The sequence below is a fragment of the Paraburkholderia sp. BGA-UO-ETr-F21 genome, from assembly GCF_059567925.1.
This window is the reverse complement of record NZ_JCAQOY010000002.1, coordinates 38006-49130: the sequence shown is the minus strand read 5'-3', so window position 1 is coordinate 49130 and position 11125 is coordinate 38006. Positions and strand designations below refer to the sequence as shown.

Sequence of the window (11125 nt, the reverse complement as noted above, 5' to 3'; positions counted from 1 at the left end):
GCGTCAGCGCGACGCTCGGCGCACCGGTGTGGATCGACGATGAAACGGCGGTGTCCGCGGGAACCGAGCTGATCAAGACGCGCGGGCCGTTTCGCCGGGTCTGGGCACTGGTCGAAGCCGAAGACGAACAGCACTCAGCCAACGTTGGCGAAACCGGCCGGGCTTGACACATAACGGGCGATGCCCGACAGGCGCAGTGGCGACGCTTGGACGCCAGACTCCTCCTTAAGACATCCGGAGACGCAGCATGCATTTGCGCAGTATTGAATTTCAGATGCCGGATCGCGGCGCAGCAGTCGATTTTCTCACCGAGCCCTGGGGCATGACCGAAGTGGCTACGCGCGGCTCGACCACGTGGCTGCGTTGTAGCGCCGCGCAACACTATTCGGTCGCGATTACCAAAGGCCCCGAACGTGCGTTGTTGTCCGCGACGCTGACAGGCAGCCGCGAGGAACTCGACGGCGTCTATCGGCGCGTGCGCGAAGCGGGCTTGCGGCACAGCGAGTGGATCGACCGTTTCGACGAACCGGGTCAAGGCAGCGGCTTTTACGTGTCGGGTCTCGAAGGCGAGCCGTACCGCTTCGTCGTGGAAGCCGAGCCGGCTCCGCCGGCGTTGCCGACCGACCGTGCGCACCCCTTGCGCATCGCCCACGTCGTTTTCAACACGTCGGATCGTGAAGCCGCGTCGCGCGTGCTGACCGATGTTTTCGGATTCCGGCTCAGCGATCGCACGGGCTTCATGAGCTTTCTGCGTTGCGACGAGCTGCATCACGTGATCGCGTATGCCGACTCGAAACAGCCCACGCTCAACCACGTGGCGTTCGAGATGCAGGATACCGATGCGGTGCTGCGCGGCATGGGGCGTCTGAAGGACGCGGGTTGGGGCACGGTGTGGGGCCCCGGGCGGCATGGTCCGGGCGACAACGTCTTTGCGTACTTCGTCGGCCCGTTCGGTGCGTGCATCGAGTACACCGCCGAAATCCAGCGCGTGGACGACAGCTACGTGACCGGTACGCCGGAGTTCTGGAAATTCCCGAATGGGCGGAACGACCAGTGGGGCATTTTCAGTCGCGACATGGATGCGATGTCGGCGTCGAGCGCGACTTTTCCTTTTCAGCCGTTGACAGCCCGTTGATCGGCCCGCGCGCTCACCTCATCTCGTCATAGAACTCGCATGCGTCCTCAAGCACCCCAAATCAGTATCCCTGCCACCTATATGCGTGGTGGCACCAGCAAAGGCGTTTTTTTCCGCCTCGATGATCTGCCGGCCTCGTGTCAGCAACCCGGCGACGCGCGCGACCGTCTGATGATGCGCGTCGTCGGCAGTCCGGATCCGTACGGCAAGCAGATCGATGGCATGGGCGGCGCCAGCTCCAGCACGAGCAAATGCGTGATCCTGGCCCGAAGCAGGCGGCCGGAGCACGACGTCGACTATCTGTTCGGTCAGGTATCGATCGATCCGGCCTTCGTGGACTGGTCGGGCAACTGCGGCAATCTGTCGGCCGCGGTCGGCGCGTTCGCGATGCATGCGGGCCTGGTCGACCCGCGTCGGATTCCGGATAACGGCGTGTGCGTCGTGCGAATCTGGCAAGCCAACATCGGCAAAACGATCATCGCGCACGTGCCCGTGACGAACGGCGAAGTGCAGGAAACCGGTGATTTCGAACTCGACGGGGTGACCTTCCCCGCCGCTGAAATCGTGCTGGAGTTCATGGAGCCGGCCGACGAGGGAGAGGAGGGCGGAGCGATGCTGCCCACCGGCAACGTCGTCGATGAATTGCAGGTGCCCGGTGTGGGTACGTTGAAGGCCTCGATGATCAACTCGGGTATTCCGGCCATCTTCGTCGACGCGTGCGCACTCGGTCTGACTGGGACCGAGTTGCAGGAGGCGCTCAATGGCGACCCCAGGCGCCTCGCGACCTTCGAATCGATCCGCGTGGCCGGTGCATTGCGGATGGGATTGATTCGTGATCCAGAGGAAGCCAAGCAGCGCCAGCACACACCGAAGATTGCTTTTGTTGCGCCGCCGGCCGACTACACGGCGTCGAGCGGCAAGCCGGTCCGCGCCAGCGACGTCGATCTGCTGGTGCGCGCGATCTCGATGGGCAAGCTGCATCACGCGATGATGGGTACCGCCTCGGTCGCGATCGCGACCGCCGCGGCGATACCAGGCACGCTCGTCAATCTGGCCGCGGGTGGCGGTGCGCGCGAGGCGGTCCGCTTCGGGCATCCCTCGGGCACGCTGCGGGTCGGCGCGGTGGCGCAGGAAGCAGATGGGCAATGGACGGTGACGAAGGCCGTCATGAGTCGCAGTGCGCGCATCCTGATGGAAGGCTTCGTGCGTGTGCCGGACGACGGCTATTAAAGCGCGAGCGCGTCAGCCGCGCGACGCAGGAGGGCGTCGCTAGCGCGAAGTAGTTTGAATGACCTACATCAAGACAATCCGGGCGCACGACATGTGACGAAAACCGGAAGGAGACAGAGATGGCAGAGCTGGTGCAAGGCCGGAGGGACTTCACGGATGCCTCCGCGCAGGCAGCGCAGGCAGCGGCGGTGCCGCTAGCGGGTGCGGGGAAGATGAGCTATACGGACTTCCTCGATCAGTGCCCGATGAACGGTTTTCTATGGATGCTGCTGCTGGGCTGCATCGTCGCGCAGGTGCTCGACGGGTTCGACTTCCAGTCGACCTCGTTCGCGCTGCCGNCGGGCGCAAGCGTCGAAGAAGCGGTGGCGAGCGCGTTTCTGTTCGAAGAGAACGCGCATCGTGCATGCGTCAGCGCGACGCTCGGCGCACCGGTGTGGATCGACGATGAAACGGCGGTGTCCGCGGGAACCGAGCTGATCAAGACGCGCGGGCCGTTTCGCCGGGTCTGGGCACTGGTCGAAGCCGAGGACGCGCAGACCGAACTGATCGACGTCCGCACGCCTTCGCTGGCTGCACCGGCTGCAAGATCGGCAGCGGCGCAGTCCTCCGAAACCGACGACGCAGACACGTTCCGTGTCATGACCTCGGGCGTGTTCACCGCAGCATACCTGGCACTGGTGCCGGCGCTCGAAGCGCTGACGGGCAAGAAAGTCGTGACCGTCACGACCTCGATCGGCACCGGCGCGGAGTCGATTCCCAACCGGCTCGAACGCTTCGAACCCGTCGATCTCGTGATCGTTGCCGAGCCGAACATGCAACAGTTTCTGGATGCCGGATACGTGCTGTCCGACAGCAGCAGACTGATTGCCCAGTCCACGGTCGCTGTGGCCGTGCGAGACGGCGCGCCGGCGCCCGACGTCAGTTGCGCCGAAGCGTTGAGACGTACGTTTCTCGCGGCCCGCACGATCGCTTACTCGGCGAGTGCGAGCGGCAGATACCTCACGACGCAGCTCTATCAGAAGCTCGGAATCGCCGAGCAGTGTCTGCCGAAGAGCCGCTTCGTGGGCGGTGGTGAGCGTACCGGCGCGATTGTCGCTCGCGGCGAAGCCGATCTCGCCTTTCAGCAGGTCAGTGAGTTGCGGCCTGTTGCGGGCATCGCTCATATCACACCTCTTCCCGCCGATCTTCAACTGGCCACGCGGGTCGCGGTCGGCATTCCGGCCTGGAGCCGCAACGAGGGGCTCGCGCGTTGCGTGATCCGCTATCTCGAATCGGCGGCATCGGCCGATGCGATCGTCGAAAGCGGACTCGAGCCGCTCGGCAGCGGTGCACAGACGGTGCAGCCCGTGCTTGCCGCCGTGATGGACACGGGCGCGGCGATGCCGGTTCAACGGCCGGCGTCGAGCTTCGAGTCGCGCTCGGGTCAGGCGGCAAGGTAAGTCTCATACGGCGGGCAACCGGCCGCCGCAACACATAAATAAACAACGGAACAACAGTAATCCGTTGCATCACGTCCGCACGACGCGGACCGGAAGGAGACAGAGATGGCAGAGCTGGTGCAAGGTCGGAGCGACTTGACGGATGCCTCCGCGCAGGCAGCGCAGGCAGCGGCGGTGCCGCTAGCGGGTGCGGGGAAGATGAGCTATACGGACTTCCTCGATCAGTGCCCGATGAACGGTTTTCTATGGATGCTGCTGCTGGGCTGCATCGTCGCGCAGGTGCTCGACGGGTTCGACTNCATGTGACGAAAACCGGAAGGAGACAGAGATGGCAGAGCTGGTGCAAGGCCGGAGGGACTTCACGGATGCCTCCGCGCAGGCAGCGCAGGCAGCGGCGGTGCCGCTAGCGGGTGCGGGGAAGATGAGCTATACGGACTTCCTCGATCAGTGCCCGATGAACGGTTTTCTATGGATGCTGCTGCTGGGCTGCATCGTCGCGCAGGTGCTCGACGGGTTCGACTTCCAGTCGACCTCGTTCGCGCTGCCGCTGATCATCAAGGAATTCCACATCAGCGCGACCCAGGCCGGCGCGATCGGCTCGGTGACCAACTTCGGCCTGCTGCTCGGCGCGCTGCTGTTCGCGCCGCTTGCCGACCGGATCGGGCGCCGGCCGATCTTCCAACTGGCGCTGTTCGCTTATGCGTTCGGTACTTTTCTCAGTGCGATCGCACCGGACTACAAGGTCCTGCTGATCGCGCGTTTCATCACGGGGATGGGCATTGCCGCGGAGTTTCCGGTGGCGTTCTCGCTGCTCGCGGAGTATTCGCCGAAACGGCTGCGGCACATCTTCATCGGCTCGGGCGCGATCGGTTACTCGGCCGGCTGGTTCGTCTGCGCGGTGGTGGCCACGCTGATCGTGCCGCGACTGGGCTGGCGAGCGCTGTTCTGGGTCGGCGTGAGCCCAGCGCTGATGATCATCTACGTGCGCCGCTTCATGCCGGAGTCGGTGCGCTTCCTGTTGCAGCAGGGCCGGGTCGAAGAGGCGGGCCGGGTGGTGCGACGGATCGCCGATCGCGCGGGCTTCGCCACGCTCGAACTGGTGCCGCCGGCGTCGCATGGCGAGGCGAAGGTCACGGCCCGTCCGCGGCTTCGCGAGCAGTTCTCCGTGCTGCGTTTCTCGGCGCTGGTCATCGCGGTGCTGGGGCTGTTCCAGCTGGCCAACAACATCCAGGTGGTGGGCTTCGGGACGTGGCTGCCGTCGATCTTCATCCGCCAGGGCTTCACGCTCACGCGCAGCTTCACCTTCACGATGATCGTGCTGGCAACCACGCCGCTCGGTCAGATCTTCGGCATGTGGCTGCAGGACCGCATGCCGCGCAAGTGGGCGATGCTGCTGCTCTCGGGCCTGAGCGCACTGTGCTTCTTCGGCTTCGGTCTGTCGTTCGAATACAAGCTGCCGATCGAGATCATCGTGGCGTGTAACGTGGGTTACCAGTTCTTCTCCGGTGGCGTGGTGCCGATCTTCTATACGCTGAGCAGCGAGTTGTTTCCGACACGGGTGCGCTCGCTCGCCTCGGGGCTGGTGGTGGCGTGCGCGCGGGTGGGCTCGATCGCGGGGCCATTCGTGCTGGGCTGGCTGCTCACGCTGGGCACGATGATCCATCAGATCATCTACTACTTCACGATGCCACTCGTGATTGCCGCGGTGATTCTGGTGCTGACCATCAAGGTCGATTCGCGGCAGAAGACACTGGAAGAAGTCACGGGCTAGCGAGCCGCGTCGCCGCTACGTCGANTCGGGGCTGGTGGTGGCGTGCGCGCGGGTGGGCTCGATCGCGGGGCCATTCGTGCTGGGCTGGCTGCTCACGCTGGGCACGATGATCCATCAGATCATCTACTACTTCACGATGCCACTCGTGATTGCCGCGGTGATTCTGGTGCTGACCATCAAGGTCGATTCGCGGCAGAAGACACTGGAAGAAGTCACCGGGGAGCCAGTCGAATGACATCGCTCCAGCCATATCCGCAGAGCTGACGCAGACTTTGAACAGGGTGGTCCGGTCGCGTTGTTATCGATCGATGCGCCGGCTCCACGCATCGTGAACGCTGAAGAGCCGCTTGTGATGTCGAGCAGTTTTGCCGGCATACGCGCTAGCAACCCAGGCTCGCGTGATGCGAAAGCAGCCTGGACGAGCGGAAAAAGGCGATCTCCTCTGAGTGCGCTGCCCGGAGATTGGCTGCTGCCGCTATTGCTGGTCTGTTCAGCGGAAACGGGGTTGGGTTAGGACTCACCCGATCCCAGTGGCGTATACGCGCCATGACGACCGAAGTGCCAGCCGTTTCGTTCTATTGCGTGGTTCCGCTAGAAGCCGGGTTAGAGCCCGGTTTGGAGTCGCGGTTTTCGGAGAGCAGTCGCTGCGCGCGTAGCAGCGTTTTCGGGTAATCGTCGCGATTGGGCTGGTAGCCGTACTTCTCCAGCGCGACGAGTTCGGCGCGGACCTGTGCACGCGTGCTGGGTTGATTCGTCTGAGCATGCGAGGCGGCCGATGTGCCGATCGTAAGTGCGACCAAAGTCGCCAGGGTGGATGATTTCATAGTTGCCCCAACTGGATCGTAAGGGATGGGCGGAGATACTGGCGCTGCTCAACGATTATAGGGCTTTCCCGCATTGTCAGTGCCCGTCGGTATCCGTGGAACGACTACGCTACGCGGTTGCAGGGGCGCGGCGTCTAAATTCGTACCGCGCCCAGAGAATCGAATAACCGACGCGCGGCCGGGTTGGGTGACGAGCCGAGATAGAGGTTGTAGGTGACATCGGGAAGCCGTGGCAGTCCATCGGTTTCGCCGAGCACGCGGAAATCCGGGCCCATCACCTCGACCGAGCGCGCGGTCACGCCGAGCCCCGCGCGCAGTGCCGCTCGTATGCCCGGCAGCGTCGGCGCGACGTACCTGATGCGCCAGGAGACGCCGGAGCGCTCGAGATGATCGAGCGCCATCGTACGGAACAGGCTCGGCTCATCCGATGTGATGAGTTCGAGCGGTTGATGCCGGTCGTAGTGGTAGTCGGCCGCGCAGATCCAGACGGTTGGGGAGGTGCGCAGCGTCACGTGCCGGAACTCCGGATGCGCGCGCGCCGAGATCGTCATGTCTATCTCGCCTCGCTTCATGGCCTGAATCAGAAAAGCCGTGCGTCCGGTGTCGATGGTCATGCGCAGACTCGGGAAAGCCTTCGAGAACCGTTGCAACAGGTTCGGCAACATGGAGTCTGCAACGTCAGCGGGCGCGCCCAATCTCACTTCGCCCGTCAAGGTCGCGCCGGCGATCGCGGAACACGCTTCGTCATTGAGGGCGAGCAGGCGGCGCGAATATTCGAGCAATTTCAGTCCATGTTCCGTGAGCCGCTTTTCCCGTCCGCGCTTCAGGAACAGCGGCTTGTCCAACTGCGACTCGAGGCGTTGCATCTGTTGGGTGACAGCGGATTGAGTGCGATGGACGGAGTCCGCAGCCGCGCCGAAAGATTCCCGTTCGACGATGGCAACGAAAGTACGCAACAAATCCAGGTCGAGATTTACAACGCTCATCGGCGCGGTCTCCGCATATTGATTGATTTGAACCGGTCAGTCTGACTTCAACGTGCGTCGTAACGATCGTCGCGTGCCGGTTGGATGCATTAAGCATGCTAATGCATTTGCGCCGGATGCTGTGTCTTTTGCAAATTGAGTGTGGTCGGATCGCCGCCCCGGGGAATTGATTGTGCGGATGACTTTGGGGAGCAGCGTGATTAGGCCGCGGCGCTGCGTTGCTGCTGATTGGTGGCGTTAGCAGGTCGCGTCGAGTGGAGGGTTCGTGCGCAAAGCGGGCGTGTGATCCATCGTCGTGAGGTCCGGATTTTGCCGCGACTCACGCGATGCCGACAGACGTGGAGACTGCTCATGCCAGGCTCGACGGCCCTCGCTCGAACGGTCGCGATACTTTACCTGCAGCGGCATTTCGCACGAACCGGGCCTTCGACTAGCCTACGTTGCCACTCCGGATTTCCCGGTGCGTCACGTGCTCCACCAGTAGACGGTGCATCGTGGCGAGCAGCACCTTCGCGTCTACGGGCTTGCGAAGAAATCCGTCGTAGCTGACGAAGGCGGGTGGGGTCGGCTCTCCTGAGATCAGGATAAAAGCAACATCGGCCAGACCGGGGAGGGCTGTTAGCGGCGGTGCAAACCCGGCACTAAACGGCGGCGCAAGGTTGAGTAAAAGCGTCAACAACAGGGGCGGTTATGGCCCGCTGTTGTTGGGCGATGGTCATCAGAATGGATCGTCGATGTCGCGAGGGTGAGGATTGTCGGGAGGCGCGCGCTGTTCGTGCAGCAGTTCATTGAGCGGAATCTGGTAGTGCGCGGCGATACGCTCGCGTAGATCGTCGAGGAGTTCAACGACGGCAAGTGCCTGGTCGGCCGACCAGTTGTCTGAGATCAGGAAGTCCAGCCCTTGCGTGGTTCCGGAAGGTAGGTGACTGCGCGTCATGACGTCTTCTTTTCGGCTTTAGCTGCGCTACGTTTCTTCGTGCGTTGCTCAGCACGTTCACGCGCCTCCTTCACACGGTAGGACTCGCCCTCGATCACGACGACCTCGGCGCGATGCACCAGTCGGTCAACAAGCGAGACGACGCAGGCGGCGTTGGGAAACACCTCATGCCATTCTCCAAATGGTCTGTTTGTCGTCACCACTGTCGACGCGACCCCGTACCTCCGGCTGACGAGTTCGAACAGCAGATCAGCGTGGCGGTTCGAGTACGAGAGGTAGCCGACTTCATCGACCACCAGGACGTCGGGTGAGGCATAGCGGTTCAGCCGGCGGCGCAAGGCCGAATCGCTGTCGAGCGCGGCCAGTTCGCCGAGCATCTGGCCGGCGGTAGTGAACAAGGCCGTGTGGCCATGTACGATTGCCTGATAGGCGAGATTAAGCGCCAGTGTCGATTTGCCGACGCCGTTCGGACCGATCAGCACGACGTTCGCAGTGTCCTTGACGAACTCAAGCGACATCAACTCTTCGACGACAGCGCGATCGCACCGCCGGGGCCAGGCCCAGTCGAAGTCGCACAGCGGTTTGAAGTTGCCCAGATGGGCTTCGCGGATACGTCGCTCCAGAGAACGGCGTCCGCGCTCGTCCTCTTCCCATTGCAGCAATGGCGCGAGCCACGGCTGGGCTACCACATCGGGCCAATGTGCGAGCAGTCCGTACAGGCGCAACGCGTGCGCGCGGTTTTGCAGATCGTCAGGCGCGCTCATCGGTGTCTCCCGCGATCTGGTCGTAAATGTCGAGGCGGTGGGGTGTTACCAGCGTGTCCTTCTTGCGCACGTGTTCGGGCATTGGGACGGCCAGCGGCGGAGGCAGCTTGCGCGCCTCGCGCCGGCGCTCCAGTGCCAGACGGACCGGATTCGGATGAGGCGCCGCGCCACTGGCGAGGGTCTCCTCGATGGCCGCCTGCAGTTCGGCGGCGCCATAGCGGTCCAGCAGGCGCAGCAGATTGGCTGTGATGTTGCCGAGATTGCCGCCGAGTTCAGCGGCGCGCAGCATCAACGCCTGGCTGGCCGGCGCCGCGCGGGCCAGATGGTCGAGGCCGCGATGGTGACGGGCTTCGCGTTTGTGCTCGACGAGGGCGTCGATGTGCGCGGCAATCTCGATCTGTGCGCCGCGGTCGTAACTGCGCACATGGGTGGCGAGCAGATCGGCACCATCGAGAATGCGCACCTGGTGCGGATCGGCCCGCACCGTGAGCATGCGCCGCACGTGCGTATGCGGGATCGTGTAGTCGTTCAGGTCGAAACGCACGTACGGCTGCTTGCCAACCTTCACGGCCAGCTGCAGTTCGCACGGGTACGGATTCTCTGGCAAGGCGAGCAGGCTGGGCTGTTCACGGGCGAAGGCTTCGCGCACGGTGATCGTGGGCTCTTCCCGGCAGGGACGATCGGCGGCGGAACCCGCGCACCAGAGTGCGGCCTGAGCATTAAGGTCGTCGAGGTCAGCGAATTTGCGCGCGGCAAAGAAGTTCTCGCGTACAAACCTGATTGCTCTTTCGACACGACCCTTCTCGTTCCCCCTGCACACGGCCACAGGACGGGGTTCGTAACGATGATGCGCGGCGAACGCGAGCAGCGTCGGGTTGAAGCGGATCGCGTCGCCCTGACGTTCGAGCACTGCACTTTTAAGATTGTCGTACAGGACGATACGTGGCAACCCGGACCATGCCGCCCAGGCACCGGCGTGACCGGCCAGAAAGCTGTCCATGCGCGCATCGAGGAAGAAGCGCAGATAGATCTGCCTGGACCACGATAGCACCATCACGAAGGCCATCAGTGGCCGGCGCGCACGTCCGATCTGGAGATGATCGAAGTGCGCCCAGTCACATTGGCCTTCTTCTCCAGGCAAGGTGCGAAGTCGTAGGTACGCCTCGGCCGCCGGACGCGGACGATGGAGCGAGACCAGGTGCCTGAAGTGATGATGACTGCCCCGGTAGCCACGCTCATAGACCATCGCATACAGACGGCTGGCTGTGAGTGACGGAAACTTCTTCAGCGTCTCATGGATGAACGGCAGGTAGGCATCGATCTGCGAGGGCCGCAGCACCGCGCCGACTCTGGGCAGTCCGGCCTGCGCCAGTACGCGCTGGACGGTGCCGCGGTGTACGTGTAACTGGCGCGCGATGGTGCCGCAGCGCCACTTCTCGACATGGTAGTAGCGCAGGATCTGCGCTTCGAGTTCAACTCCGATGGTCATGGGTCGTGTCCTGTGCAGTGAGTAACAGTACGAACATCACGGAAGACCCGACGGCGCAGTGGCCCGAGGCGCACGAAGCCCGAACAGACGCGGTGGCAGAAGTGGCAATGCTCAGGCACAAACGGGGCGGTGGCGGGTACCGCCACTCTGGCCGCCGACGTCGTCGAAGTCGGTGCCAGTAGAGCATCGGCGGCAGGCACGGCGGAACCCTGATGCGTCACTTTATTCTGGCGACTACGATAGCGGCGCATTCGTTCGGCATGTGCAAAGCGGCCGTGGCGACTGCGCTGATAGCGCTGGCCGGCCACGCGCATGCTGGCCTGACGTGAGGCCATCGAGCAGTCGCCGTCGCAGTAAATCTGGCCGCGGTCGCAACGGCGGCAAACGAAGACCTGCGCCCGGCAGCGGGCGCACACAAAGAGGCGGCCTGTGGCCGGCATCGGCAATCCCCGTCAATGCCGATGCGATATCGACAGGGCTGACGGGGGGTGCCATACTTGGCGGGCACCCGTACCCTGTCGTGCGCGTGTTGGGCTCGACACCGGAGTGA

At 63.5% G+C, this 11125-nt stretch carries 10 protein-coding genes and 1 pseudogene; 5 read left to right on the top strand and 6 right to left on the bottom strand.

All coding sequences use genetic code 11. The annotated features are described in order from the left end of the window. Positions 1 to 247: 247 nt before the first annotated feature. The 5 genes from AC57B1_RS00610 to AC57B1_RS00590 all read left to right on the top strand — a co-directional run bounded on the left by AC57B1_RS00610 (position 248) and on the right by AC57B1_RS00590 (position 5810). Complete coding sequence (locus AC57B1_RS00610) at positions 248 to 1135, top strand: VOC family protein (RefSeq protein ID WP_046565357.1); 888 nt, start codon at positions 248 to 250, stop codon at positions 1133 to 1135. A 39-nt stretch (positions 1136 to 1174) separates the two neighbouring features. Next, positions 1175 to 2365, top strand: coding sequence for a 2-methylaconitate cis-trans isomerase PrpF (prpF, locus tag AC57B1_RS00605; RefSeq protein ID WP_046565355.1), 1191 nt, complete (start codon positions 1175 to 1177; stop codon positions 2363 to 2365). Positions 2366 to 2484: 119 nt separating this feature from the next. Further along, positions 2485 to 3804 (top strand): substrate-binding domain-containing protein, encoded by a 1320-nt coding sequence (locus AC57B1_RS00600; protein ID WP_496416265.1) that lies wholly within the window; start codon positions 2485 to 2487, stop codon positions 3802 to 3804. Between the two features lie 328 nt (positions 3805 to 4132). Beyond that, positions 4133 to 5575: an MFS transporter gene (locus AC57B1_RS00595; protein WP_046565353.1), complete on the top strand. Its 1443-nt coding sequence runs from the start codon at positions 4133 to 4135 to the stop codon at positions 5573 to 5575. Between the two features lie 52 nt (positions 5576 to 5627). After that, entirely contained in the window at positions 5628 to 5810 is a 183-nt protein-coding gene (locus AC57B1_RS00590; RefSeq protein ID WP_496416264.1) for a hypothetical protein, read from the top strand. A gap of 340 nt (positions 5811 to 6150) precedes the next feature. Here the strand turns inward: AC57B1_RS00590 and AC57B1_RS00585 are convergent, their stop codons facing one another. From AC57B1_RS00585 to istA, 6 genes and pseudogenes are all read right to left on the bottom strand, one after another. Further along, positions 6151 to 6399 (bottom strand): DUF4148 domain-containing protein, encoded by a 249-nt coding sequence (locus AC57B1_RS00585; RefSeq protein ID WP_046565348.1) that lies wholly within the window; start codon positions 6397 to 6399, stop codon positions 6151 to 6153. A gap of 134 nt (positions 6400 to 6533) precedes the next feature. Next, positions 6534 to 7385, bottom strand: coding sequence for a LysR substrate-binding domain-containing protein (locus tag AC57B1_RS00580; protein WP_046565346.1), 852 nt, complete (start codon positions 7383 to 7385; stop codon positions 6534 to 6536). Positions 7386 to 7815: 430 nt separating this feature from the next. After that, positions 7816 to 8007: pseudogene (locus AC57B1_RS00575) on the bottom strand (response regulator); the annotation flags it as partial. 96 nt (positions 8008 to 8103) lie between these two features. Beyond that, entirely contained in the window at positions 8104 to 8322 is a 219-nt protein-coding gene (locus tag AC57B1_RS00570) for a hypothetical protein (protein ID WP_496416263.1), read from the bottom strand. After that, on the bottom strand, positions 8319 to 9086 hold the full coding sequence (gene istB, locus AC57B1_RS00565) for an IS21-like element helper ATPase IstB (RefSeq protein ID WP_496416262.1): 768 nt from the start codon (positions 9084 to 9086) through the stop codon (positions 8319 to 8321). Before istB ends, AC57B1_RS00570 begins: the two co-directional genes overlap by 4 nt. After that, the gene (gene istA, locus AC57B1_RS00560) at positions 9073 to 10575 is read right to left on the bottom strand and encodes an IS21 family transposase (RefSeq protein WP_496416261.1); all 1503 of its coding nucleotides are present in this window, start codon (positions 10573 to 10575) and stop codon (positions 9073 to 9075) included. The genes istB and istA overlap by 14 nt, the downstream gene beginning before the upstream one ends. Positions 10576 to 11125: the final 550 nt, after the last annotated feature.

Excerpts from the sequence above, each read along its gene's own strand:
- AC57B1_RS00570 (WP_496416263.1), bottom strand. The coding sequence starts at position 8,322 with ATGACGCGCAGTCACCTACCTTCCGGAACCACGCAAGGGCTGGACTTC.
- AC57B1_RS00580 (WP_046565346.1), bottom strand. The coding sequence starts at position 7,385 with ATGAGCGTTGTAAATCTCGACCTGGATTTGTTGCGTACTTTCGTTGCC.
- AC57B1_RS00585 (WP_046565348.1), bottom strand. The coding sequence starts at position 6,399 with ATGAAATCATCCACCCTGGCGACTTTGGTCGCACTTACGATCGGCACA.
- AC57B1_RS00595 (WP_046565353.1), top strand. The coding sequence starts at position 4,133 with ATGGCAGAGCTGGTGCAAGGCCGGAGGGACTTCACGGATGCCTCCGCG.
- prpF (WP_046565355.1), top strand. The coding sequence starts at position 1,175 with ATGCGTCCTCAAGCACCCCAAATCAGTATCCCTGCCACCTATATGCGT.
- AC57B1_RS00610 (WP_046565357.1), top strand. The coding sequence starts at position 248 with ATGCATTTGCGCAGTATTGAATTTCAGATGCCGGATCGCGGCGCAGCA.
- istA (WP_496416261.1), bottom strand. The coding sequence starts at position 10,575 with ATGACCATCGGAGTTGAACTCGAAGCGCAGATCCTGCGCTACTACCAT.
- istB (WP_496416262.1), bottom strand. The coding sequence starts at position 9,086 with ATGAGCGCGCCTGACGATCTGCAAAACCGCGCGCACGCGTTGCGCCTG.